Below are 25371 nucleotides of genomic sequence, written 5' to 3'. Positions count from 1 at the left end.
CCATCGTGACGGTCGAGACCCGCGGCCTCAACCAGGACGGCACCCTGGTCTGCGTCTACCGGCGCAAGGTGATGGTCCCCAAGCGGTCCTACGGCGAGGCCCGCGGGGGAGAACAGCCCGGCCGGCCCGAGCCCCGGACCTCCTGACCCACCCCGTCCGTCCGCTGCCGCGGCGACCGACTCCGCGGCCCCTGACCCGATCACCAGAGAGAGCATCATGGCTGATCTGCAGACCTCCCGTCCGGACGGCTCCCTGCAGGACGCCCCTCCCGGCGCGTCCGACGAGCTCGTCCTGACCGAGCACGGCCGGGTGCTCGTCCTCACCATGAACCGGCCGGCGGCGCGCAACGCCATGTCGCTGAGCCTGGCGACCGCGATCGCGGCCGCGCTCGAGCAGCTCGACGCCCGTGACGACCTGAGCATCGGCATCATCACCGGCGCGAACAAGACGTTCTGCGCCGGGATGGACCTGAAGGGCTTCGCCCGCGGCGAGCGTCCGATCGTGCCCGGGCGCGGCTTCGCCGGGCTGGTCCGCCAGCCTCCCCGCAAGCCGCTGATCGCAGCGGTCGAGGGCTACGCGCTCGCCGGCGGGTTCGAGATCGTGCTCTCCTGCGACCTGATCGTCGCCGCGCGGGACGCCAAGTTCGGCCTGCCCGAGGTGAAGCGCGGCCTGGCGGCGGCGGCCGGCGGACTGCTGCGGCTGCAGCGCCGCATCCCCTACCACCTGGCGATGGAGCTCGTCCTGACCGGCCGGATGTGGCCGGCGACCGAGGCGGCCGAGGTCCACCTCGTCAACCGGCTCACCGAGCCGGGCGCGGCGCTCGGGGTCGCGCTCGAGCTCGCAGAGGAGATCTCCGCGAACGCGCCGCTGGCGCTCGCGGCCTCCAAGCAGGTGCTGTCACGATCGGTCGACTGGCCGCTCGAGGAGGCGTTCGAGCGCCAGGAGGAGTACGTCGCGGTGGTGCGCACCTCGGCGGATGCCAAGGAGGGTGCCGTGGCGTTCGCCGAGAAGCGCCCGCCGCGCTGGACCGGCCAGTAACCCGGCACCACCACCAGCAGTAGACGAAGCCTCCGCCCTCCGCAGGGCGGAGGCTTCGTCATGTCCGGACCTGGTCGTGCCGTGCCGCGGCATGTGCCCTGACCTGGCACGCCGTGCCCCGCCCGGCTCCGGCTCACCCCCCAAACCAATATTGACGTCAGTATCAATACTGACTAACATGCTGACATGGCCAAGAGACTGACCTTCCCGGTGTTCGACGCGGACAACCATCTCTACGAGACACGCGACGCCTTCACCCGGCATCTCCCGGACCGTTACCGCGGCGCCGTCGACTATGTCGAGGTCCGCGGCCGGACGAAGATCGCCATCCGTGGTCAGATCAGCGATTACATCCCGAATCCGACGTTCGACGTGGTGGCGCGGCCCGGCGCTCAGGAGGAGTACTTCCGTGTCGGGAACCCCGAGGGGAAGTCCTACCGCGAGATCGTCGGGGACCCGATGCGCAGCATTCCGGCGTTCCGTGAGCCGGCGCCGCGCATCCAGCTCATGGACGAGCTCGGCGTCGACCGTGCGCTGATGTTCCCGACGCTCGCGAGCCTCCTCGAGGAGCGCATGCGGGACGACCCGGATCTGACCCATGCCGTGGTCCACTCGCTCAACGAGTGGATTCACGAGGTCTGGTCGTTCAACTACGAGAACCGCATCTTCACCACTCCGGTGATCACCCTGCCCATCGTCGAGAAGGCGATCGCGGAGCTGGAGTGGGCGGCCGAGCGCGGCGCGCGGGCCGTCCTGATCCGCCCGGCGCCGGTGCCGGGCCTGCGCGGCTCGCGCTCGTTCGCGCTCCCCGAGTTCGACCCGTTCTGGCAGGCGGTGGTGGACGCCGACATCCTGGTGGCGATGCACTCCTCCGACAGCGGCTACTCGCGGTACCAGAGTGACTGGACCGGCCCGCAGGAGATGCTGCCGTTCCGCCCGGACCCGTTCCGCATGGTCACGATGGGGCACCGGCCGGCCGAGGACTCGATGACGGCGTTCGTCTGCGGCGGCGTCTTCGCCCGGTTCCCGAAGCTGCGGGTCGCCTCGATCGAGGCCGGCGGGGACTGGGTGGTGCCGCTGCTCGAGCACCTCGCCGACGCCTACACGAAGATGCCGCACGGTTTCGACGAGGACCCGGTGGAGGCGTTCCGGCGCAACATCTACATCAGCCCGTTCCACGAGGACAACATCGAGAAGCTCGTCGAGGCCATCGGTGTGGACCACGTCCTCTTCGGCTCTGACTATCCGCACCCGGAGGGTCTCGCCGAGCCGTGCAGCTACGTCGACCACCTGCCGGCCGGCATGCCGGAGGAGGACGTCAGGAAGATCATGGGCGAGAACCTCGCCCGTCTCACCGGAATCGCCGTCCCGGTCTGACGTTTCGGCCCCTGCTCGGCTTGGCCCTGCCCGGCAGGGGCCGGCGGGTGTGCCCCGTCGCGGAGCGGTCGACAGTGCGGACCTGTTACGGCCATGCTGGGACAAGTCCTCAGGTGACATGCGCAACCCGTCCGGGACGGGGGAGACGGCCCGCGGCGCCCCACCCAGGGAACCTCGAGACATCCGCGAAACCGGCAGCCGGGTTGCCCGCCACGGGCGGCCGGCCGGGCTGTGCCCGCGCCATCCGCGGGCGCTGCCGGGTAACACCGTCAGCAGGGGGCCGGCTGGCGATCAGCAGACAGAGCGGTCGTCGGCCCGGCGGTAGAAAGACCGGACCGGCAGTGAACGGCCGGCCGGTGGACAGAGTTGTCAGTTCCGCGTCGACGAAAGGTGATGACCGTTGGACCTGAACGGACGTTCAGCGATAGTGACGGGCGGTGCCGGCGGCCTCGGCGCCGCGACGGTGCGCCACCTGGCCGAGGTCGGCATGCACGTCGTGATCTTCGACCAGGACGACACGGCCGCGGCAACCCTGGCCAAGGAGCTCGGTGACTCGGCCTCCGCCGTCGGTGGTGACGTCAACAGCGACGAGGACGTGCAGGCCGCGATCGAGGCCGCGCAGGCGGGCGGCCCGCTGTCCGTCGTCGCGAACGTGGCCGGCGGTGGCGTCAAGGGAGCCGGGCGCACCGTCGGGCGCGACGCGACGCCGCACGACAAGCCGGCGTTCATCAAGACCATGGAGATGAACGCGTTCGGCACCTTCAACGTGACCCGGCTGGCCGCCGCCGCGATGGCCGGCAACGAGCCGGACGCGGACGGCGCGCGGGGGGTCGTGGTGAACACGGCCTCGATCGCCGGGATCGAGGGCCAGATCGGCCAGGTCTCCTACAGCGCGGCCAAGGCGGCCATCCTCGGCATGACCCTGCCGATGGCCCGTGACCTGGCCCCGATCGGCGTGCGGGTCTGCGCCATCGCGCCGGGGACCATGGGGACCCCGCGGATGATGGGCGTGCCGGAGCAGATGCGGGAGAAGTTCGTCCAGGACATCATCTTCCCGCGCCGGCTCGGCAAGCCCGAGGAGTTCGCGCTGCTGGTCGAGTCGATCGCCCGCAACTCCTATCTCAATGGCGAGAACATCCGCCTCGACGGCGCTCTGCGCTTCGGCCCCCGGTAGACGATGTTCTCCCTCGACTCGGTCCTCGCGTCCCTCGAGCTCGAAACGGTCGACACCGACCGCTACCGCGCCGGCAGCATCCAGCTCGGCGGCCCGGTGGCGCACGGCGGGCAGCTCCTGGCGCAGTCCCTGGTGGCGGCGCTGGTCGGCCAGGAGGGCAAGAAGGTCAAGACCCTGCACACCGTGTTCGCGCGGGCGGCGCGGCCGGACACGCCGCTCGACATCGCGGTGACCCGCCAGCACTCCGGGCGGAGCCTGGCGGCCAGCGCGGTGTCGATCAGCCAGGGCGGGCGGCTCTGCGTGCAGTCGCAGGTGCTGCTCACCGGCGACGAGCCCGACTTCATCAGCTACGCCGAGACCCACCCGGCGCCGCCTCCTGTCCCACCGACCGAGCCGGCGGGCGCCGAGGGCGCGAACGGCACGGCGGGCGCGGCGAACGGCTCCGGCGGTTGGCAGGTGCGCGTCGTCGGCGACGTGGACATCAGCGACCCCGACGCGGTGGGCCCGCCCGAGCTCGACGTCTGGATCCGCTGGCCCGGGGCGCCCGATGACCTGGTGACCTCGCAGGCGCTGTTGGCGTTGTCCACTGACAGCTTCCTCATCGGGACCGCGATGCGGCCGCACCCCGGTGTCGGCCAGGCGCTGGCCCACGTGTCGCTGTCGACCGGGGTGCTCAGCCACACGATCACCTTCCACCAGCCCGGACCGGCGTCGGAATGGGTGCTGCTGTCGCACCGCAGCCCGTACGCGGGGCACGGCCGCAGCTACGGCCAGGGCAGCGCGTACCGCGGCGGGGGCGCTCTCGTGGCGTCCTTCGTCCAGGACAACATGATCAGGGCGATGGCGGCCTCTGGCAGCCGTCACCTGTGAGCCGAGGCGTGATCCACCCCCGGTCGTCGTGATCGACCGGGCCGCCCCGGGACCAGTGGTCCCCGGGCGGCCCGGTCCTCCCCGTTCAGGGCGCGACGCGGTGGGCCAGGTGTTCTCCCCAGGGGGATCCGGGCCTCTCGCCAGGCGATAACACATGTGTCGACACCTTCGAGCCCCTTCTGAGAGAATTTCGCATGGTGGCGGTGAGCGACCGGCGTCCTGGATCAGGCAGCGCGTGCCGGGCGTCGCTGACCGCCCCTCGCCCGGCGACGCAGGGTGAGGATGTGGTCGCGGAACGGGAGACTTCGATGGTGGGCGCCGGATTTCTGTCAACGCCGGCGCTGGCGTCGATTTCGGCCCGGACTCCTTCACCTGCAGGGCTCGAGGTGGGTCGACGTCGCGAGTCTTTGCATACCTTGACTCCGACGTCGACCTCAGTAATATGAGGCACCTCACAGCGGCGGGACGTGTGCTCCGGCCATGCGAGGTTCGTGGTACCCATCAGAGGAGCGAACTTGTCGGAGCATGAAGCGGTAATCGTCTCGACCGCACGGACGGCGATCGGCACCGCGGGCAAGGGTTCCCTCGTCGACGTCGACGCTTTCGAGCTGGGTACGCAGGCCGTCGCGGAGGCAGTTCGGCGGTCCGGTATCGACAGCGCGGACATTGATGACGTCGTCCTGGGTGAATCGCTTTACGGCGGCGGCGACATCGCGCGTTACGCGGCCATCGAGGCTGGTTTCGCGAACGCCGCCGGCGTCGCGCACAACCGGCACTGCGCGTCGGGGCTCGTCGCGGTGCAGACCGCCGCCGCCTCGATCATCTCCGGGATGGACCGTGTCGTCGTCGCGGGCGGGACGAACTCCTCCTCCACCTCGCCACGGGCGAAGCGGCGCCGGCCCGGCACCGACGAGGTCGAGGACTGGTACTCCCCGACCCACCGGAACACCGCCGAGGCCCCGAACTTCGACATGTCCATCACCGTCGGGTGGAACGCGGCCGTCAAGGCCGGCGTCAGCCGCGAGGAGATGGACGCGTGGGCGCTGCGCTCGCACCAGCGGGCCATCGCCGGCATCGACGCGGGCAGCTTCACCGACGAGATCTTCCCGATCGAGGTGCCCCGGCGGGACGGCACGAGCTTCACCTTCGCCGTGGACGAGCACCCGCGGCGCTCCACCAGCCTGGAGAAGCTGGCCTCGCTCAAGCCGCTGCACCCCGAGATCGAGGGCTTCAGCATCACGGCCGGCAACGCGGCGGGTGCGAACGACGGCGCCGCCGCCATGGTCATCACTGACGGCGGCTACGCCGCGGAGCACGGCCTGGAGCCGCTGGGCATCGTCCGGGCCTGGGCGTCGGTCGGGGTGCCCCCGGCCGAGACCGGCATCGCCCCCACGCTGGCGATCCCGAAGGCCCTCAAGCGCGCCGGCCTCACCGTGGCCGACGTCGACCTGTGGGAGATCAACGAGGCGTTCGCGTCCGTGGCGGTCGCGGCGTCCAAGCTCCTGGAGATCGACGACAGCCGCGTCAACTTCCTGGGCAGCGGCTGCAGCCTCGGGCACCCGATCGCGACGACCGGCGCGCGGCAGATCATCACGCTGATCCACGAGCTGCGCCGTCGCGGCGGCGGAGTGGCGGTGTCGGCGATGTGCGCCGGCGGAGGCATGGCAAGCGCCCTCGTGCTGGAGGTTCCCGCTCCGCGCTCGAGCTGAGGTTCGCACCGCCGAGGCCCGGTGGGCGCCCACCGGGCCTCGGCGGTGGTCTTCTTTCCGGCCGCCGTGAGCGGCCGGAAACAAATGAATAAACGGTTGCCACCGGGATCGCGGGTGGCGACATGCATTTCTGGCACCTTGAAGCCAACGGAATGGCGCATACAGTGATGCATCAGGGTATCTGTTACTGGCGATTAGCATGCCCGACGGCGCCGGCCGGACACGGGGCTCCGGTGCGCCCCGATCCAAGGCCCGTCGGCTTTGTCGCCCAGCAGACGGGCGGCTGCTGACTTGAACCAGACCTCCGTCTCACATGACTTCTTCCAGGCCCTCCTTCAGGGAGTACCGCCGGGAGCGGTCTATGCCCTCGTCGCGTTGGGCTTCGTCCTGACGTACAAGACCTCGGGTGTTTTCAACCTCGCCTTCGGCGCCCAGGCCTATGTCTCGGCAGCCATGTACTTCAAGGCCCGGGTCATCTGGGAGTGGCCGACCGTCCCGTCGGTCATCCTCGCGGTCTTCGTGATGGCCCCGCTGATCGGGCTGATCCTCGAACGGCTGATCTTCCGGCCGCTGCGGACGGCACCGGCGGTGGCGCGGCTCGTCGTGGCCGCCGGCCTCGCGGTCGCGATTCCCTACCTGTTCGACATCCTGGCCGACTTCACCGCGGTCGCCGGCGTGACGCCGGTCGGTGTCGTTCCCGACGGCGCCAACGTCTTCTACGACCCGTTCGGGGTCTACGCGTACAGCCGCAACGAACTCGTCAGCATGGGCGTCGCCCTGGTCGCGATGGCCGGGCTGGTCGCGCTGTTCCGCTTCAGCGCCATCGGCGTCCGCATGCGCGCGGTGGTCGAGAGCCCGAAGATGACCGAGCTCAACGGTATCCCCGCCGACCGGGTCTCGGCCCTGTCGTGGGCGCTGTCGTCGCTGTTCGCCGGTGTCGCCGGCGTGCTCATCGCGCCCCGCTTCAACACGCTCGCGGCCGCGGACTTCTTCAGCCTCATGGTGGTCGCGATCGCCGCGGCCGCGGTGGGCCGGCTGACGAGCCTGCCGAAGGCGATGGCCGGCGGCCTGCTGCTCGGCATCATCATCGCCCAGCTCAACACCTTCCTCCCGCGCTGGTCCGACGACCACGCCTGGGTCTCGACGATCCAGGACAACCTGACGCCGTCGGTGCCGTTCGTGGTGCTCTTCGGTGTCGTCGTGCTCGTCCCGAGCATCCGGCGCTCCCGGGAGACCGGTGACCCGCTGGCCGGGGTCGAGCCGCCGCCGCCGTCACTCGGCGGCGAGGTGCGCGACCCGCGCCGGGCCCTGATCACGAGGCTGATCGGCTTCGCCGCGCTCGGCGTCGTCGCCATCGTGGTGCTGGCCCGCGGCGACCAGCTGTGGGTCTTCCTGGTGACGCAGGCCGTGGTGATCGGCATCATCTTCCTGTCGATCACCGTGATCACCGGCATGGCCGGCCAGATCTCGCTGTGCCAGGGGACGTTCGCCGCCATCGGGGCGTTCACGGTCTTCCAGCTCGTCGACCGCTACAACCTCTCGGTCCTGATGGCGGCGCTGATCGGCGCCGCCGTCGCGGCCGTGGTCGGCGCGGTCCTGTCGCTGCCCATCCGCAAGCTGGGCGGCATCTGGACGGCGATCGCGACCCTGGCGTTCGCCTACTTCTTCGACGCCGTGTTGGTGAAGCTCTCCTGGATCGGTGGCGGGGACTCCGCGCTGCTGCAGGGCACCGCCGTGCCGCGCCCGGTCATCGGGCCCTGGGACCTGGCGGACGACAAGTACTACCTGGTGTTCGCCTCGGTGATCCTCATCGTGGTCGCCATGGTCGTCCTCCAGCTCCGCAAGGGTACCTTCGGCCGCACCCTCGTCGCCCTGCGTGGCAGCGAGGTCGGCGCCGAGTCGATCGGCATCTCCGCCGGCCGGGCCCGCCTGGTCGCCTTCGCGGTCTCCGCGTTCATCGCGGGACTCGGCGGCGCGCTGCTGGCGATCCAGCAGGAGAACGTCAACTACGGCACGAACTTCGTTCCCTTCACCGCCCTGTTCTGGGTGGTGATCGTGGTGACGCTCGGCTCGCGCACGGTGCGCGGCGCGCTGAACGCCGCCGCGTCCTTCGCGGTGTTCGACCAGCTGATCCTCAAGGGGACGGTGTTCGCCTGGATCCTGCGCAGCCCGACCGCCATCCCGGACTTCTTCCCGATCTCCGGCAAGTGGGTCTACGTGTTGTTCGGCCTGGCGGCCATCCAGTTCGCCCGGCATCCGGAGGGCCTGGTGGAGCGGCCGGCGAGCATGCCGAAGTTCATCACCAAGCTGGTGGCACTGGCCCGCCCCGCGACCCCGGCCGCGGTGCCGGTGGCCGTCGGCGCGGGCGCGGGCGCGGCGGGATCGGCTCCCGAGCCGGACACCACCCCACCCACGGGCACCTCGGCGAAGGCGGCGGCGCAGCCCGCCGCCCCGGTTGCCACAGCTGAACCCGCGGCCGGCGACGGGTCACCGAAGGCCGCGGCCGACGGAGGGTCTGAGCGCCCGGCGGCCTCCTCGCCCGCGCGGACGGAGGACGCGGTCTCGTGAATCGGGTACTGAAGGCACAGGGCGTCACCAAGCGGTTCGCCGGCATCACCGCCCTTGACGACGTCACCATGGAGATCGACGAGGGTGAGCGCGTCGGCCTGATCGGGCCGAACGGAGCGGGCAAGACAACGTTCTTCAACTGCCTGCTCGGCGTGCTGCAGACCGACGGCGGCACGGTGGAGATCGCCGGCAGGGACGTCACGGGCGCGCCGGCCTACCGGCGGGCCAAGGCGGGAATCGGCCGGACGTTCCAGCGGATCGAGCTGTTCCCGGACTGCACCGTCCGGGACCATCTCGTCATCGCCGAGCGGATCCGGCGCGGCGACGGCCGGCTGTGGAAGGACATCATCGGGCTCGGCCGGCCCCGGCCGGCCGAGGTCGCCCGCTGCGACGAGGTGCTCGAGCTGCTCGGCCTCGTCGAACTGGCCGAGGAGCCCATCGAACGGCTCAGCCTCGGCCAGGGCCGCCTCGTCGAGGTCGGGCGGGCGCTGATGACCGAACCGAAGCTCCTCCTCCTCGACGAGCCGTCGTCCGGCCTCGACCGGTCCGAGACCACGGCGCTGGCGAAGACCCTGGAGGAGGTCCAGAGCGCCCAGGGGTTCGCCATCCTGCTGGTCGAGCACGACGTCGAGCTGGTCACCAGCTTCACGACCCGCTCCTACGTCCTCGACTTCGGACGGCTGATCGCGCAGGGCCCGACGCGCGAGGTCATGGCGAGCAGCGAGGTCCGGGACGCCTACCTCGGCAACTTCGAGGTGGCCCAATGACACCAGTACTGGAGTTCCGGTCCGTCACCGCTGCCTACGGCCCGTTCCGGGCACTGTTCGGTGTCTCGTACACCCTGGCGCCCGGCGAGGCGCTCGCCCTCGTCGGCTCCAACGGGGTGGGCAAGACGACCGTCGCCCGGGTCGCCTCCGGCCTGGTGGTCCCCACCGAGGGATCCGTTCTCGTCGCCGGCAAGGACATGACCGGCTCAAAGCCGTACCGGTTCGCCCGGGCCGGCGTCGCGCACGCCACCGAGGGCCGCTCGGTGTTCGCGACGCTGACGGTGGAGGAGAACCTCTCGCTGTCGTTCCGGCGGGTCCGCGGCCGCCGTGGTGTCCGCAGCGGCCTCGAGCTGGCCTACGAGATGTTCCCGGTGCTCGGCCGGCGCCGCGGGCAGCTCGCGGGCAGCATGTCCGGTGGCGAGCAGCGGATGCTGTCGATGGCCCGGGTCATGGTGGAGATCCCGAAGGTCCTCGTGGCCGACGAGCTGTCGCTGGGCCTCGCGCCGATCATCGTCGCCGAGCTCTACGACACCCTTCGCCGGCTGCGCGGGGAGGGGACGTCGCTGCTCATCGTCGAGCAGCAGGTCGGCCACGCGCTGGACCTGTGTGACCGGGTGATCGTCCTCGACCACGGCTCGGTCTCCTGGACGGGCAGCAGCGCTGAGGCCACCGGAGTGGTCACGCAGGCCTTCGACCCCGTGCACTGACCCCGACCCGGCTGCCGGGCACGAGCCGTGCCCGGCAGCCGGCCCCGGTTCTCCGACGGCCGGCGCTCACTCCGCGAAAGAGGGGGAGGGCCGGCCGTCCTCGTCCGGCCGGTCACGCAGCCGCAGCGCGCTCGCGAAGAGCCTGGCGAGCTGGTCGGCGGCCTCGTCGAAGTCGCAGTCGACCAGCCCCTGGACGAACCACATCTCGGCGAACCGGGAGACCATCGCACCGAGCGCGTGTGCGGCGATCGCGGGGTTGACGTCCGGATCCGCCAGGCCGAGGCTCTGCAGCTGCCGGATCGAACCGACGACGCGTTCCCGGTCGCGCTGCTGGTGCTCGAACCGCTCGTCGGTGAGGTGGGCGTCGTAGCGGGACACCTGCTCGATCACCCCGATGATCCGCGCCTCCGCGCGGTAGCTCTCGAGGTAGGTGCGGATGCCCGCCCTGATCCGCTCCCGGGGGACCGCGGTCGAGGACGGCAGGAAGATCGACGTGCTCAGCGGAGAGTTCAGCAGGTCCGTCATCTCCATGGCGACCTCGCGGAAGATCTGCTCCTTGGAGTCGAAGTAGTGGTAGAACGACCCGTGGGAAAGCCCGGCCTGCTCGGCGATGTCCGAGATCCGGGCCTCGAGGAATCCGTCCTTCTCGAAGACCGCCTTGGCCGCGTCGAGCAGCCGTGCGCGCGTCGCGGCGCCCTTGCGCGAGCGAGGCCCGTTCGGCTTCTCGCGATCAACCGGCGCGGCCGTCGACAATTCCTTCTCCTATTCGTGCGGTATCCGTGTCCGTACGGTATCCCGGAGCGATATTCGGGCGGCCCGACAGGGTCGGTGCTGTTTCGGTGTGGTGCTGTTTCAGCGGAGTGCTGTTTCGGTCGAGTGTCGTATCGCGGGAAGTCGCGCGGGGTGTTGTAGGGCGGGGTGTCGTAACGGTCTCGGAGGTATGCCTGGTGGCCAGGCGTGCCGACCATACTAGCCGGTGATCGGCTATAGAGCCTGTCCGTCGATCAATCGGTGTGTACGGAGTGTGTCCCCTCCGTCCGCCGGCCGTCGGGGGCGCTGGCCTGCCGAGCGACCAGCGGCCTGCCCGCCAGGCGGCTGGGCGGCCCGCCAGGCGCCGCGACCGGCTCGTCGAAGCCGCCAGGGAGGCATGTCCGGGAACGCCGGCTTTCGAGTGTCACGTGACGCGGAGGCGTCCTGCCAGGAGGCGATCACCGAAGCGGCGAACGGCCTTGAACGGCCTCGGTGATGTCGACGCTCGCGGCGATTCCCTGTCTCACCGATTCCGGCGGAACGGCGGCGTGTCTTTCCGGCGGCGAGGGAAACCCGACCGCCGAGTTCACCACCCGGCGGGACCGTGGTCTCGCGACCGAGAGACATCCGCGCCGGGCCGCGCGGCTACCTGACCGGAGCCCCGCTGGCCCCCGACGAGTTCGTCCACGCCGGCGCCGGTCCGCGTGGATTCCGGCCGGGGCCGCCCGCGTCGGGATCTGGCAGACTTTCCCCATGCCGCCGGTCCGTTCCGAGACCCAGCCCGCCGGCCCGGCCCGGCCGCGCCGCGGTGGCAGGCCCACCCTCGACGAGACGGCGAGGCTCGACGGTGCCGTCCGCGACAGCGCCCTGCGGCTTTTTCTTGAGCACGGCTACGAGGGCACCTCGATGGACGCGATCGCCCGCGCGGCCGGCACGACCAAGGCCTCGCTCTACGCCCGCTTCACCAGCAAGGAAGAGGTCTTCTGCTCGGTCCTCGAGTGGGCGACGCTGCGCCGTGACTGGCCGACGCCGGACCCGGAACCGCCGGACCTCGACGACCTGGAGGGGGCGCTGACGGCGATCGCGCAGACCGCGCTGAGCCGCGCCCTCGACCCGTCGATGGTCAGGCTCGGGCGGATCGCCATCGCCCACGCCTCCCGGTTCCCCGAGCTCGCCCGCCGCACCCACGCCGCCGGCGCCTTCCCACGCCGGCGGCTCGTGGTCGAGCTGCTGAACCGGCACGCGGCCACCGGAGCGATCGCCGCGGACGACCCCGAGATCCTCGCCGAGCATTTCCTCGGCATGGTCTCCGCGGCACCGGCCCGGTTGGCCTCGTTCGGCATCGTCCGCGACCCCGCGCTGCTGGAGCGCCACACCCAGGTCGCGGTCCGCCTCTTCCTTCGCAGCCTGCGCCCGGACTGACGTCCCCACCGGCCGAGGCCCGCTCCAACGCGTGTTGCCGCAACAGCGCATGGAGCGGCTGACGCAACTCGCCTCGGCTGCCGTCGTCCCCCGGAACGGGCCGGCAAAGCTGCGGAAGTCGGCACCGCTCGACAGGGGGGCTCGCGACCGCTAGCCTCCGTCGCATGTTAGTCGACGCTAACATCGACCGCCCGGTGCCCGGGGGGCGCGCGGAGCCCGCCGAGCCGCTCCGGACGTTGGTCGATGCCAAGGGCGATCCCGCCCGTCACAACGCCGCCGCGTTCGCGGACCTCGTCGAGGAACTGCGGGGCCGGCTGGCCAGCACGGCGCTGGGCGGGTCCGAGGCTGCCCGCCGCCGGCATGTCGAGCGCGGCAAGCTGCTGCCCCGCGACCGTCTCGACACGCTGCTCGACCGCGGCAGCCCGTTCCTCGAGCTCTCCCCGCTGGCCGCCGACGGGATGTACGACGGCGAGGCGCCGGGCGCGGGAATCATCACCGGGGTCGGCCGGGTCTCGGGCCGCGAGTGCGTCGTGGTGGTCAACGACGCCACGGTCAAGGGCGGCACCTACTACCCGACTACGGTGAAGAAGCACCTGCGCGCCCAGGAGGTCGCGCTGCACAATCAGCTGCCGTGCGTCTACCTGGTCGACTCCGGTGGCGCGTTCCTGCCCCGGCAGGACGAGGTGTTCCCGGACCGCGAGCACTTCGGTCGGATCTTCTTCAACCAGGCGACCATGTCGGCCCGGGGCATCGCCCAGATCGCCGCCGTGCTCGGGTCGTGCACCGCCGGCGGGGCGTACGTCCCGGCGATGAGCGACGAGGCGGTGATCGTCCGCAACCAGGGGACGATCTTCCTCGGTGGCCCGCCGCTGGTGAAGGCGGCGACCGGCGAGGTCGTCAGCGCGGAGGACCTCGGCGGCGGCCTGCTGCACTCGCGGAAGTCCGGCGTCACCGACCACCTGGCCGCCGACGACACCGACGCGCTGACGATCGTGCGGCGCATCGTCGCCGGCCTCGGGCCCCGCGCGCCGCGCCCGTGGGACGTCACCCCGACCGAGGAGCCGCTGTACCCGACCTCCGAGCTCTACTCGGTGGTACCGGCGGACCCGCGCACACCCTACGACGTCCGCGAGGTGATCGCCCGCCTGGTGGACGGCAGCAGGTTCGCGGAGTTCAAGAAGGAGTACGGCTCGACGCTGGTCACCGGGGTCGCCCGGCTGCACGGGCATCCGGTCGGCATCATCGCCAACAACGGGGTGCTGTTCGGCGAGTCGGCGCTCAAGGGCGCCCACTTCATCGAGCTGTGCGACCGCCGGAGCATCCCGCTGCTGTTCCTGCAGAACATCACCGGCTTCATGGTCGGCCGGGACTACGAGGCCGGCGGCATCGCCAAGCACGGCGCGAAGATGGTCACCGCGGTGGCCTGCGCCCGGGTGCCGAAGTTCACCGTGGTGATCGGCGGATCGTTCGGCGCCGGCAACTACTCGATGTGCGGCCGGGCCTACTCGCCGCGCTTCCTGTGGACGTGGCCGAACGCCCGGATCTCGGTGATGGGCGGCGACCAGGCGGCCGCCGTGCTCTCGACCGTCCGTCGCGACGCCGTCGAGGCCCGCGGCGGCGAGTGGTCCGCCGACGAGCAGGCGGCCTTCGAGGCGCCGATCCGCGAGCAGTACGAACAGCAGGGCAACCCCTATTACGCCACCGCCCGGCTCTGGGACGACGGCGTCATCGACCCGGCGGACACCCGCACCGTGCTGGGCCTGGCGCTCTCGGCGGCGGCGAACGCGCCGCTGGAACCGGTCGGCTACGGCGTCTTCCGGATGTGAGGGTCGATGTTCCACACGGTGCTCGTCGCCAACCGGGGTGAGATCGCGGTCCGGGTCATCCGGACCCTGCGTGAGCTCGGCGTCCGCTCGGTGGCGGTGTTCTCCGACGCCGACGCGGGCGCCCGCCACGTGACCGAGGCGGACGTCGCGGTGCGCCTCGGCCCGGCCCGCGCGCTCGACTCCTACCTCAACATCGAGCGGGTGCTCGCCGCCGCGGCGGCGACCGGGGCGCAGGCGGTGCACCCCGGCTACGGCTTCCTCGCCGAGAACCCGGTGTTCGCGCAGGCCTGCGCCGATGCCGGTGTGGTGTTCGTGGGCCCGTCCGCGCGGGTCGTCGAGCTGATGGGCAACAAGATCGCGGCCAAGCGCACCGTCGCCGCGGCCGGCGTCCCGGTCGTGCCCGGTCGCGTCGAGCCGGGGATGTCCGACGCCGACCTGGTCGCGGCCTCGACCGAGATCGGCTACCCGGTGCTGGTCAAGCCGGCCGCCGGAGGCGGTGGCAAGGGCATGCGGCTCGTCCGCGAGCCCGCCGCGCTCGCCGAGGCGCTGCGCTCGGCCCGCCGGGAGGCCGCCGCGTCCTTCGGCGACGACACGCTGTTCGTCGAGCGGTTCGTCGACACCCCCCGGCACATCGAGGTGCAGATCCTCGCCGACACACACGGCAACGTGATCCACCTCGGCGAGCGGGAGTGTAGCCTGCAGCGCCGTCACCAGAAGATCGTCGAGGAGGCGCCGTCGGTGCTGCTCGACGCCGCGACCCGGGCGCGCATCGGCGGTGCGGCCGTCGACGTCGCCGCCGCCGTCGGGTATGTCGGCGCCGGCACGGTCGAGTTCGTCGTGGGCACCGACCGGCCTGACGAGTTCTTCTTCATGGAGATGAACACCCGGCTGCAGGTCGAGCACCCAGTGACCGAGCTGGTCACCGGCGTCGACCTGGTCGCCGAGCAGCTGCGGGTCGCCGCCGGCGAGCCGCTGCGGATCACCCAGGACGAGGTGCGCCTGACCGGTCACGCCGTGGAGGCCCGGGTGTACGCCGAGGACCCGGCCCGCGGCTTCCTGCCCACCGGCGGGGACGTCCTCGTCCTGCGGGAGCCGACGGGCGCGGGGGTACGCACGGACTCGGGCCTGCGGGCGGGCACGGGGGTCGCCGCCACCTACGACCCGATGCTGGCCAAAATCGTCGCCTGGGCGCCGGACCGGGCGGGTGCGCTGGCCCGCCTCGACGCCGCGCTCGCGGGCACCACGCTGCTGGGCGTCACCACGAACATCGGCTTCCTGCGCCGCCTGATCGGCCATCCCGACACCCGTTCCGGCCGCCTCGACACCGGTCTGGTCGAGCGGCACCTCGAAGCACTCACTGATCCCGCCGGGCACGCCCTGCCCGGCGAGCCCACGGCGGACGACGCCCTGGAGGTGTTCGGGCTGGTCGGCGCGGTCGGGATGGTGCCGACCGGATCGGTCGTCGACCCCTGGGACGTGCCGTCGGGCTGGCGGCTGGGCGAGCGGGCCTGGTCGCGCTGGTCGGTCGCCGCTCCCGGCGGGGCCGGGGGTTCGCCGGCACGCGAGGTCGCGGTGCAACGCGCCGCCGACGGCCGGCTGCTGGTCCGCCTGGACGGCGGCGGGCCACGCGCGGCCGAGCTCGACTGGCTGCCCGCGTCCACCCCGGGTCAGCCCGCGGACGCGCTGGTCACGGTCGACGGCCGGACCAGGCGGTGGCAGGTGGCCGCGAGCGGGAGCACGATCTGGGTGGGCGCCGACGGGTTCACCTGGGCGCTCGCGGAGCGGCGGGCGGAGAGCGGCGCCGACGCGGCGGCCGGCGAGCACAGCGGCGAGGCGCGCAGCCCGATGCCGGGCACCGTCGTCGACGTGCGGGCGGCCCCCGGCGACGTCGTCGAGCCCGGTGCCCCGCTGGTCGTCGTCGAGGCCATGAAGATGGAGCACACCGTGGTCGCGGCGGTCGCCGGCCAGGTGAAGGACGTCCTCGTCCGGGTCGGCGACTCGGTCGCGCTGGACGCGCTGCTCGCGGTCGTCGAGCCGGCGCCCGACGGGGTGGCGGACGGAGCCGGGGCGTCCGACGGGCCCGCGGGAGCGGCCGATGCCCCAGCCTGATCCGCGCCGGCCCGACCCGTACCGGCCCGACGCGCGCCAGCCAGGTGGGCTCCAGCCGGACGTCCACCGGGCGGACGGCCTGCCCGAGTCGGTGACGATCTACGAGGTGGGCCCTCGCGACGGGCTGCAGAACGAGGCCTCGGTCGTCGACGTGGCGGTCAAGGCGGAGTTCGTCCGGCGGCTCGCCGGCGCCGGGCTGCGGGCGATCGAGACGACGAGCTTCGTCCCGGCGGTCTGGGTTCCGCAGCTCGCCGACGCGGCGGAGCTGCTGGAGCTGCTGGGCCCGCCGCCGCGGGGCGCCCGGCGGCCGGTGCTGGTGCCGAACACCCGGGGGCTGGAACGGGCCCTGGCGGCCGGGGCCGGCGAGATCGCGGTCTTCGGCAGCGCCACCGAGACCTTCGCGCGGCGCAACCTCAACCGCACGGTCGACGAGTCGCTGGCGATGTTCGAGCCGGTGGTGACGGCGGCCCGGGCCCGGGGCCTGGCGGTCCGCGGCTACCTGTCGATGTGCTTCGGCGACCCGTGGGAGGGAGCCGTCCCACCCGGGCAGGTCGCCGCGATCGCCCGGCGCCTGGTCGACCTCGGTGTTGACGAACTGTCGCTGGGCGACACCATTGGAGTGGCCACCCCCGGCCACGTCGAGGCCCTGCTCGCCGAGCTGGCCGCGGCCGGGATCGGCCCGGGGATCCTCGCGGTGCACTTCCACGACACCTACGGCCAGGCTCTCGCCAACACCCTTGCCGCGCTGCGCGCCGGGGTGCGCACGGTCGACTCGTCCGCGGGCGGCCTCGGCGGCTGTCCGTACGCGAGGAGCGCGACCGGCAACCTCGCCACCGAGGACCTCGTCTGGATGCTGCACGGCCTCGGCGTCGGCACCGGCGTCGACCTCGGGGCGCTGGTGCGCACCAGCGTGTGGATGGGGGAGCGGCTGGGCCGGCCGAGCCCGTCACGAGTCGTGCACGCGCTGGCCGCGCGGCTCGCCGAGGACGGTGCCACGGCGGACGCGGGAACCAGCGCCGAACCCGGGTACGGCGCCGAACCCGGACACCGCACTCAACCCGTCGGACGGATGTAGTGAAGCAGGAGAAGGAGACGGGCCATGCCTGACAGCCGGCTGAGCGAAGAGCACGAGACCCTGCGCAAGACGGTCGAGGAGTTCGCCCGGGAGGTGGTCGCCCCGGCGGCCGCCGGGCACGACGAGGCGAAGACCTTCCCGTACGAGATCATCGCGCAGATGGCCGAGATGGGCCTGTTCGGCCTGCCGTTCCCGGAGTCCTACGGCGGCCAGGGCGCCGACTACTTCGCGCTCTGCCTGGCGATCGAGGAGCTGGCACGGGCCGACTCGTCGGTGGCGATCACCCTCGAGGCCGGGGTGGGCCTGGGGGCGATGCCGATCTACCGGTTCGGTACCGAGGCGCAGCGCGAGGAGTGGCTGCCGGTACTGGCCAGCGGCCGCGCGCTGGGTGCCTTCGGGCTGACCGAGCCGGGCGCCGGCAGCGACGCCGGCGGCACCCGCACCACGGCCCAGCTCGTCGGTGACGAATGGGTGATCAACGGGTCGAAGGCGTTCATCACGAACTCCGGGACGGACATCACCCGGGTGGTGACGGTGACCGCGGTGACCGGGGAGCCGGTGAACGGCCGGCCGCAGATCTCCTCGATCATCGTCCCGGTGCCGACGCCGGGCTTCAGCGCGGGCGCGCCCTACTCGAAGGTCGGCTGGCACGCCTCGGACACCCGGCCGCTGTCGTTCCAGGACGTGCGGGTCCCGGCGGAGAACCTGCTCGGTGAGCGGGGCCGCGGATACGCGAACTTCCTGTCCATTCTCGACGAGGGCCGCATCGCCATCTCGGCGCTTTCCGTCGGCCTGGCGCAGGCCTGCGTGGACGAGAGCGTGAAGTACGCCAAGGAACGGGAGGCGTTCGGCGCGCCGATCGCCCGAAACCAGGCCATCGCGTTCAAGCTCGCCGAGATGGAGACCCGGACCTACGTAGCCCGGACGGCCTATTATGACGCCGCGTGGCGGATGCTCGCCGGCCTGCCTTTCAAGAAGGAGGCGGCGATGGCGAAGCTGTTCTCCTCCGAGGCGGCGGTGACGAACGCCCGCGAGGCGACCCAGATCCACGGCGGGTACGGATTCATGAACGAGTACCCGGTGGCACGGCACTGGCGCGACTCCAAGATTCTCGAAATCGGTGAGGGCACCAGCGAGGTGCAGAAGATGCTGATCGCGCGCCACCTCGGCGTCTGACGGACGGAGCAGCCAGCTGTGAAGCGGATTGTCGAAGCGATCATGGCCGGCGACGCGCGTTCGCCGGAGCGGCGGGCGGAGTTCGGGGCGTTGGCGGTGCCGGAGTCGTACCGGGGTGTGGTGGTGCGCAAGGACGAGGTGGGGATGTTCGAGGGGCGGGTGTCGCGGGAGAAGGATCCGCGGGAGTCGTTGCATGTGGATGAGGTGGCGACGCCGGAGTTGGGGCCGGGTGAGGCGTTGGTGGCGGTGATGGCGTCGTCGGTGAACTACAACACGGTGTGGACGTCGATTTTCGAGCCGTTGTCGACGTTCGGGTTCCTGGAGCGGTACGGGCGGACGTCTCCGTTGGCGAGCAAACATGACCAGCCCTACCACGTGGTCGGGTCGGATCTGGCGGGGGTGGTGCTGCGGACCGGGCCGGGGGTGCATGCGTGGCACCCGGGGGATGAGGTGGTGGCGCACTGTCTGTCGGTGGAGTTGGAGCGTCCCGAGGGTCACAACGACACGATGCTGGATCCGGAGCAGCGGATCTGGGGGTTCGAGACGAATTTCGGTGGTCTTGCGGAGCTGGCGTTGGTGAAGGCGAACCAGTTGATGCCGAAGCCGGGGCATTTGAGTTGGGAGGAGGCGGCGGCGCCGGGGTTGGTGAACTCGACGGCGTACCGGCAGCTGGTGTCGCGTAACGGGGCGGGGATGAAGCAGGGCGACGTGGTGCTGGTGTGGGGGGCGTCGGGTGGGCTGGGGTCGTACGCCACGCAGATGGTGCTGCGGGGTGGGGGGATTCCGGTGTGTGTGGTGTCCTCGGCGGAGAAGGCGGCGATCTGCCGGGCGATGGGCGCGGAGCTGGTGATCGACCGGGCGGCGGAGGGGTACCGGTTCTGGTCGGACGAGCGGACGCAGGACCCGCGGGAGTGGAAGCGCCTCGGGCGGCGGATCCGGGAGCTGACCGGTGGGGAGGATCCGGACATCGTGTTCGAGCATCCGGGGCGGGAGACGTTCGGGGCGTCGGTGTTCGTGGCGCGTCGCGGCGGGACGGTGGTGACGTGCGCGTCGACGAGCGGGTTCGTGCACGAGTTCGACAACCGGTATCTGTGGATGAACCTGAAGCGGATCATCGGGTCGCATTTCGCGAACTATCGGGAGGCCTGGGAGGCGAACCGGTTGGTGGCGCGGGGGATGGTGCATCCGACGTTGTCGAAGGTGTATCCGTTGGAGCGGACGGGGCAGGCGGCGCTCGATGTGCACCGCAATGCCCATCAGGGGAAGGTCGGGGTGCTGTGCCTGGCGCCGGAGGAGGGGCTGGGGGTTCGTGACGAGGAGACCCGGGCTCGTCACCTCACCGCCATCAACCGCTTCCGCGGCGTGTAGGACCCACTGTCCGGACCGTCCGTTGCCGCAGCTCTCGTCACCCAACGATTGCCCGTCTGGGATGCTGAGGCCCTATGACAGAGCACAGTGACCTCATCCCGATGTCCGGCGAGGGTGACGGTGCCCCCGGCTTCGACCTGGTGCGCCGCGGTTACGACCCACACCAGGTGAATGCGCACGTCAACTGGCTGGTCGAGCAGCTGCGCGAGGCCGAGTCGCACCGCGCCGCCGCCGAGGCGGCCGCCTCGGAGGCCGCCGCCGAGGCGGCGCGGGTTCGCGACGACCTGGCCGCGAACCGACCTGCCTGGGAGGAGTTCGGCGGCCGGATCACCCAGATCCTGCAGCTCGCCGAGGAGGAGGCGGCGACGGTTCGCGCCGAGCGGACCCGCGACGCCGAGTCCCAGCTCGAGGAGGCCCGGCGCATCGTCACCGAGGCCGAGCACACCCGCGACCGCACCCTGCGGGAGGCCGACGAGCAGGCGCAGAGCATCGTCTCCTCGGCCCGCGCCGAGGCGGAGCGCGTCGTCGAGGCGGCCCGGTCGGCCGCGGCCCAGACCGAGGAGGAGTCCGCGCGGCGCCTCGCCGAGCTGGAGCACCAGCGCGACCAGGTCACCGCGCAGCTCGGCGCGCTGCACGACCAGGTGACGGCCCAGCTCGGCGCGCTGCGCGACCGGCTCACCGCGGCGACCGCCCCGATCGAGGCGCCGTCGGCCTCCGAGCCGAGAGCACTGACTCAGGGCGAGAGCACCACCGTCCAGACGGCGGGTTCGTCCCGCGGCTGACGCCGCCGCCGGTGAGGTCAGCGGCGGCAGCCGTCAGCGGCGCGCCGCCAGGGCCAAAGCAGTCACCAGGGCCAAGCAGTCCACCTGGGCCTCGCCGTGGTGCCGAGGTCTAGCGATGGCGCCAGGGCCGTCGACGTCGGTTCGCGCTGACGTGCCGCCGGGTCCAGCACGGGGTGTGCCAGTGCCGCCGTTCGCCGATGTCGCCGACCGGCCACACCACCCGATGCGGCGTACCCGCGGCTATGAGCTGGTCGCAACCCGGGCACCGGTATGCCTTCGTCGTCGCGGCGCCGGTCACCGGCCGCACGACCCAGTCCTCGTCCCCGCCCGCGCTTTCCCCCGTGCCCGGATTTCCGCCCGCGCCCATGCCGTCGACCGGGCCTCAGTGACCGCCGGAGCCGCCGTCCGGCCCTGAACGGCCGATGACCTCGCCGTCCACGACCCTGACGGTTCTCGGCTCCGCGCCGGTGTCACCCGCCCGCCCGCCGCGGCCGACCCGGTGGATCGCCGCGCCGGCCAGCGTACGGGCCACCTTCGCCCGCCGGAGCATGCCCGCCGGGCTCGCCAGCGCCGACGACGCCCCGATGAGCGCGTGGAACGAGCGGTCGCTGCCGCGCCAGTGCTCCCGCAGGATCGGCTCACCCGCCCCGACCACCAGGCGACGGAACGCGAAGGCCACAACGGCCACGTCATCGAGCTGGCCGATCACCGGGATGATGTTCGTCAGCCGGTTCTTCGGCGACACCAGGTAGGCCAGCGCCGCTCCCGCCTCCAGCTTCGCGGACTGCGGCACCCGCGGGTCGGCGACCACCCGGCGCAGCATCACGACCAGGTCGGGCAGGAAGGTCGTCACCTCACGGCCGAATGCGCGCAGCGCGTCCTTGTCCACCGTGGCCATGGGCGTCCTCCTCGGGGCGTACGGGCTGCCGGCACGGGCGCCGACCGCCGGGGGGCGTCCCGGCGCCCGGCGACATCCTAGACACGACCGCCGACCCGCCCCGAAGGGTGATCAACGCCGGCTGCCCGTCCGGTACCCCCCGGAGGGGTCACGAACCCCCTCCGACCGGACCCCCGCCGCCTCAGCGCGAGTGGTCGCGGAAGCCCCGGCCGGTCTTGCGCCCCAGGTAGCCCGCCTTCACGAGGTGCTCGAGCAGGGGGGCCGGGGCATAGCCCGGCTCCCGGAACTCCAGGTACAACGTCCGCTGGATCGCCAGTGTGACGTCGAGACCGACCACGTCCGCCAGCGCGAACGGGCCCATCGGATGTCCGCAGCCCACCGTCATCGCGGTGTCGATGTCGTCGACGCTGGCGTAGTGCGCCTCCAGCATCCGCACGGCGTCGTTGAGGTACGGGAAGAGCAGCGCGTTCACGATGAACCCGGCGCGGTCCGCGCAGACCACCGGGTGCTTGCCGGCGGCCCGGCTGACCGCGAGCACCGTCGCGGTGACATCGGGAGCGGTCAGCACCGTCGGCACGACCTCGATCAGGCGCATCGCGGGCGCCGGGTTGAACCAGTGCATCCCGACGACGTCCCGCGGACGGGTCGTCGCCGTGGCGCACTCGACCACCGGCAGGGATGACGTCGTGGTCGCGAGCACCGCCCCCGGCTTCATCACCTCGTCGAGCGCGGCGAACAGCGCCCGCTTCACCGAAAGCTCCTCGACGACCGCCTCGACGACGAGATCGCAGCCGGCGAGCGCGTCGAGGTCGGTCGTCCCCGTCACCCGGGCGAGCGCGGCGTCACGCTCCTCGGCGGACAGCCGTCCGCGCTGGACGCCTCGCTCCAACGACTCCACCAGCCTCTTGCGGACGGCCGACACCTTGTCGTCGGACCGCGCGCGGAACACCACGTCGAAACCGGAGCGGGCCAGGACCTCGACGATGCCGCAGGCCATCGTCCCGGTGCCCACGACGCCGACGGAGCGCACCGGCCTGGGTTCGACCCCGGCGACCACGCTCGGGGCGGCGTCGTCGACGACGTGCGGCGAGTCGGCCTCGGCGTAGGTGTAGAAGCCCCGACCGGTCTTGCGGCCCAGCATTCCGGCCGTGACGAGCTGCTTGAGCAACGGCGCGGGAGCATGCAGGTGATCGCGGGACTGGTGGTACATCGAGTCGAGGATCTCGTACGCGGAGTCGAGCCCGATCAGGTCGAGCAGGGCCAGCGGCCCCATCGGGTGACCGCAGCCGAAGCGCATCGCCGCGTCGATGTCCTCCCGGGTCGCGTAGTGCGCCTCCAGCATCCGCACCGCGTTGTTCAGGTAGCCGAACAGCAGCGCGTTGGCGATGAAACCGGCCCGGTCGCCTGCTCTGACCGCAATCTTCCCGACGCGGCCGACCAGGTCGCGGACCTCGTCAAGGACGACAGGATCCGTGACGACCGTCCCGACCACCTCAACGAGTTCCATCACCGGCGCCGGGTTGAACCAGTGCGTGCCGAGCACCCTGGACGGCCGGTGGGTGCCGGCGGCAAGCTCGGTGACCGACAGTGAGCTGGTGTTGCTGGCGATGATCGTCTCGGCGGGACAGATCTCGTCGAGACGCGCGATGAGCTCCTGCTTGGCGTCCAGCCGCTCGTGGATGGCCTCGATGATCAGCGGACAGTCCGCGACGGCCGTCAGGTCGACGCCGCTGCTGATGCGGCCGAGCAGCTCCTCGCGCTCGGCCGGGGTCAACTTGCCGCGCTCGACCGCCCGATGCGTGGAGTGCTCCAGATGGCCCCGACCACGGGCCAGCCCGGCCTCGTCCCGTTCGACGCCCACCACGTCGATACCGGCACGGGCCAGCACCTCCGCGATGCCGGCTCCCATGGTGCCGAGCCCGATAACCCCGATCCTCGTCAGCTCACCGAGGGTGCTCTCCTGGCCCATGCCCAGCGCTCCTTCCTCCGGGTGGTCTTTCCCGTGGTCTGGCCGCCTGTCACCGCCGAGTACGCGGCGTGCGGCGTGCGACGTCCCGGGCACCGGTGTGGCGTTGGGACCGGCACCGACAGTGGAGCGTCCACTCCGCGAGTGCCCGAATCCTCCCAGGTTCTCGACGCATGAGCTTGTGATCGTGATGAAAGCTGCCATGCAGTGCGCGGGGACAGGATGCTACGCGCGCCGCCCCACCCGCCGCGACCGCACGAGCCCGCCAACGGACCACGGACGGCGACAGCCAAAAAGGCGTGGCGGCTCAGCGGCAGGGGAGGACTCACCCAGCGGCCACGCGTCGTCCGGGAGGGACGGAACCGGGTCAGAACAGGGTGGGGATGGAAGGCTCGAGGCCGCGCAGGGCGTCGTAGTCGACCACCGAGCAGGCGATGCCGCGGTCGGCGGCCAGCAGGCGTGCCTGCGGCGTGATCGACTGGGCGCACAGAATGCCCCGCACCGGATGCGGAAGGGCCGGATCATCGTCCAGGCGGGAGAGGTAGCGGGTGAGCTGCTCAACCCCGTCGATCTCACCCTTGCGCTTGATCTCCACGGCCACGGTGGAGCCGTCGGCGTCGCGGCAGAGCAGGTCGACCGGGCCGATGCCGGTCTCGTACTCCCGGCGGACCAGCGTCAGGCCCTCGCGGACGGCGTCCGGCCGGTCGGCCAGCAGCACCTGCAGGTGCGCCTCCACGCCGTCCTTGCGCAGGCCGGGGTCGACACCGAGCTCGTGCGTGGAGTCGTGCAGGATCTGCTCGATCGAGATGACGAGCTGTTCCTCGGCCTTGTTGGTGACCCGCCAGACGCCCTCCTCCTCGGCGATGACGCAGGGCGGGCTCATCCAGTTCAGCGGCTTGTAGGCACGTCCGTCGGCGTGGATGGAGACAGAGCCGTCGGCCTTCACCAGGAGCAGCCGGACGGCGCTGGGCAGGTGCGCCTTGAGCCGGCCGATGTAGTCGACGCTGCACCGAGCGATAACGAGCCGCATGTCGCGACCGTACCGTGCCCGGTCACCTCACCTGGCCCGGGTACCCGCGTTCCGCAGGACGAGGTCGTCGAGCAGCCGGCGGCGGCCCGCGTAGCGGGTGGTGAGCCGCTGGGCGTCCTCGGCGGGGAGCCGTCCGAGGCGGCGCGGGTCGGAGTTGTCGGCCATGTCGGCCCGCTTGACGACGACGGCGATGCGGTCGGCGGCGACCCGGGCCAGGTAGGCCTCCTGCGGCTCGCCCTCACGGTGGGAGAGCGCGTCCACCGCGGCGACGACCGCCGGCGGGTACCCGGAGGCGGCGAGGTCGTCGAGCGTGACCTCGCTGTCCTCGACCACGTCGTGCAGGATGGCGGCCATCTGCGCGAGGGACGGGTCCACCCCGGCGGCGGGGGCCGTGCGGCCGACGGTGTCCATCACCCGCAGCGGGTGGCCGATGTACTCGTCGCCCGCCTTGTCGAGCTGGCCGGTGTGGGCCCGGGCCGCCAGCGCCACCGCGTCCTCCAGCGACGGCCGCGGCGGAGGCTGCGGCTGGGGAGTGGGGGCGGCCGCCGGTTCAGGCACTCGCGAGGCCGTTTGAGGTGCGCACGATGTTCACGATGCCACGCATGATGTCGGTCAGCCCGTAGTCCTTCGGTGTGAAGACGGCCGCAACACCGAGCGTCGCCAGGCGTTCCGCGTCCGCGGGCGGAATGATCCCGCCGACCACGACCGGGACGTCCCCGAGACCAGCCGCACGCAGCCCGTCCAGCACCTCGGGCACCA

Annotated in this window: 21 protein-coding genes and 2 pseudogenes; 16 read left to right on the top strand and 7 right to left on the bottom strand. The window is 71.8% G+C overall.

The window, feature by feature from the left end; translation table 11 throughout:
• The 9 genes and pseudogenes from FMEAI12_RS29010 to FMEAI12_RS28970 all read left to right on the top strand — a co-directional run.
• Positions 1 to 146 (top strand): annotated as a pseudogene (locus FMEAI12_RS29010) (MaoC family dehydratase); the annotation flags it as partial.
• A 70-nt stretch (positions 147 to 216) separates the two neighbouring features.
• A complete protein-coding gene (locus FMEAI12_RS29005; RefSeq protein WP_071064213.1) occupies positions 217 to 1038 on the top strand; it encodes a crotonase/enoyl-CoA hydratase family protein in 822 nt (273 codons plus the stop codon).
• A gap of 186 nt (positions 1039 to 1224) precedes the next feature.
• Positions 1225 to 2415: an amidohydrolase family protein gene (locus FMEAI12_RS29000; RefSeq protein WP_112108559.1), complete on the top strand. Its 1191-nt coding sequence runs from the start codon at positions 1225 to 1227 to the stop codon at positions 2413 to 2415.
• Between the two features lie 400 nt (positions 2416 to 2815).
• A complete protein-coding gene (locus FMEAI12_RS28995; protein WP_112108558.1) occupies positions 2816 to 3589 on the top strand; it encodes an SDR family NAD(P)-dependent oxidoreductase in 774 nt (257 codons plus the stop codon).
• Positions 3590 to 3592: 3 nt separating this feature from the next.
• Positions 3593 to 4459, top strand: coding sequence for an acyl-CoA thioesterase II (locus tag FMEAI12_RS28990; RefSeq protein WP_112108557.1), 867 nt, complete (start codon positions 3593 to 3595; stop codon positions 4457 to 4459).
• Positions 4460 to 4974: 515 nt separating this feature from the next.
• The gene (locus tag FMEAI12_RS28985; protein ID WP_071064205.1) at positions 4975 to 6168 is read left to right on the top strand and encodes a thiolase family protein; all 1194 of its coding nucleotides are present in this window, start codon (positions 4975 to 4977) and stop codon (positions 6166 to 6168) included.
• A 291-nt stretch (positions 6169 to 6459) separates the two neighbouring features.
• Positions 6460 to 8736 (top strand): ABC transporter permease, encoded by a 2277-nt coding sequence (locus FMEAI12_RS28980; RefSeq protein ID WP_165938772.1) that lies wholly within the window; start codon positions 6460 to 6462, stop codon positions 8734 to 8736.
• Positions 8733 to 9503, top strand: coding sequence for an ABC transporter ATP-binding protein (locus tag FMEAI12_RS28975; RefSeq protein WP_112108555.1), 771 nt, complete (start codon positions 8733 to 8735; stop codon positions 9501 to 9503). Before FMEAI12_RS28980 ends, FMEAI12_RS28975 begins: the two co-directional genes overlap by 4 nt.
• On the top strand, positions 9500 to 10210 hold the full coding sequence (locus tag FMEAI12_RS28970) for an ABC transporter ATP-binding protein (protein ID WP_112108554.1): 711 nt from the start codon (positions 9500 to 9502) through the stop codon (positions 10208 to 10210). Before FMEAI12_RS28975 ends, FMEAI12_RS28970 begins: the two co-directional genes overlap by 4 nt.
• Before the next feature lie 66 nt (positions 10211 to 10276).
• Here FMEAI12_RS28970 and FMEAI12_RS28965 read toward each other — a convergent pair whose 3' ends face one another.
• Positions 10277 to 10963 (bottom strand): TetR/AcrR family transcriptional regulator, encoded by a 687-nt coding sequence (locus FMEAI12_RS28965; RefSeq protein ID WP_112108553.1) that lies wholly within the window; start codon positions 10961 to 10963, stop codon positions 10277 to 10279.
• A gap of 750 nt (positions 10964 to 11713) precedes the next feature.
• Here FMEAI12_RS28965 and FMEAI12_RS28955 point away from each other — a divergent pair.
• From FMEAI12_RS28955 to FMEAI12_RS28925, 7 genes are all read left to right on the top strand, one after another.
• Entirely contained in the window at positions 11714 to 12382 is a 669-nt protein-coding gene (locus tag FMEAI12_RS28955; RefSeq protein WP_112108552.1) for a TetR/AcrR family transcriptional regulator, read from the top strand.
• 164 nt (positions 12383 to 12546) lie between these two features.
• Complete coding sequence (locus FMEAI12_RS28950; protein ID WP_198541331.1) at positions 12547 to 14208, top strand: carboxyl transferase domain-containing protein; 1662 nt, start codon at positions 12547 to 12549, stop codon at positions 14206 to 14208.
• 6 nt (positions 14209 to 14214) lie between these two features.
• Positions 14215 to 16317 (top strand): biotin carboxylase N-terminal domain-containing protein, encoded by a 2103-nt coding sequence (locus tag FMEAI12_RS28945; RefSeq protein WP_112108551.1) that lies wholly within the window; start codon positions 14215 to 14217, stop codon positions 16315 to 16317.
• The gene (locus FMEAI12_RS28940) at positions 16304 to 17392 is read left to right on the top strand and encodes a hydroxymethylglutaryl-CoA lyase (RefSeq protein ID WP_112108550.1); all 1089 of its coding nucleotides are present in this window, start codon (positions 16304 to 16306) and stop codon (positions 17390 to 17392) included. Before FMEAI12_RS28945 ends, FMEAI12_RS28940 begins: the two co-directional genes overlap by 14 nt.
• 24 nt (positions 17393 to 17416) lie before the next feature.
• Complete coding sequence (locus FMEAI12_RS28935) at positions 17417 to 18568, top strand: acyl-CoA dehydrogenase family protein (RefSeq protein ID WP_020461572.1); 1152 nt, start codon at positions 17417 to 17419, stop codon at positions 18566 to 18568.
• Between the two features lie 18 nt (positions 18569 to 18586).
• The gene (ccrA, locus tag FMEAI12_RS28930) at positions 18587 to 19936 is read left to right on the top strand and encodes a crotonyl-CoA carboxylase/reductase (protein WP_112108549.1); all 1350 of its coding nucleotides are present in this window, start codon (positions 18587 to 18589) and stop codon (positions 19934 to 19936) included.
• Positions 19937 to 20010: 74 nt separating this feature from the next.
• A complete protein-coding gene (locus tag FMEAI12_RS28925) occupies positions 20011 to 20718 on the top strand; it encodes an ATP synthase F0 subunit B (RefSeq protein ID WP_071059422.1) in 708 nt (235 codons plus the stop codon).
• A gap of 109 nt (positions 20719 to 20827) precedes the next feature.
• Here the strand turns inward: FMEAI12_RS28925 and FMEAI12_RS38770 are convergent, their stop codons facing one another.
• From FMEAI12_RS38770 to FMEAI12_RS28895, 6 genes and pseudogenes are all read right to left on the bottom strand, one after another.
• A complete protein-coding gene (locus FMEAI12_RS38770) occupies positions 20828 to 21085 on the bottom strand; it encodes a hypothetical protein (RefSeq protein WP_083390629.1) in 258 nt (85 codons plus the stop codon).
• Positions 21086 to 21100: 15 nt separating this feature from the next.
• Positions 21101 to 21616: a YkvA family protein gene (locus tag FMEAI12_RS28915; RefSeq protein ID WP_071059421.1), complete on the bottom strand. Its 516-nt coding sequence runs from the start codon at positions 21614 to 21616 to the stop codon at positions 21101 to 21103.
• A 181-nt stretch (positions 21617 to 21797) separates the two neighbouring features.
• Complete coding sequence (locus FMEAI12_RS28910; protein ID WP_071059420.1) at positions 21798 to 23585, bottom strand: 3-hydroxyacyl-CoA dehydrogenase family protein; 1788 nt, start codon at positions 23583 to 23585, stop codon at positions 21798 to 21800.
• Positions 23586 to 23949: 364 nt separating this feature from the next.
• Positions 23950 to 24612, bottom strand: coding sequence for an endonuclease NucS (gene nucS, locus FMEAI12_RS28905; protein WP_020458673.1), 663 nt, complete (start codon positions 24610 to 24612; stop codon positions 23950 to 23952).
• A gap of 27 nt (positions 24613 to 24639) precedes the next feature.
• Positions 24640 to 25170 carry an HD domain-containing protein gene (locus FMEAI12_RS28900; RefSeq protein WP_071059418.1) on the bottom strand — a complete coding sequence of 177 codons (531 nt, stop codon included), beginning with the start codon at positions 25168 to 25170 and terminating at the stop codon, positions 24640 to 24642.
• Positions 25163 to 25371 (bottom strand): annotated as a pseudogene (locus tag FMEAI12_RS28895) (protein meaA); the annotation flags it as partial. The pseudogene FMEAI12_RS28895 and the gene FMEAI12_RS28900, both read right to left, overlap by 8 nt.

The sequence above is a fragment of the Parafrankia sp. Ea1.12 genome, from assembly GCF_900465275.1.
Lineage (GTDB): Bacteria > Actinomycetota > Actinomycetes > Frankiales > Frankiaceae > Parafrankia > Parafrankia soli.
The sequence above is the reverse complement of the archived record's forward strand: the minus strand, read 5'-3'. Positions and strand labels throughout refer to the sequence as shown.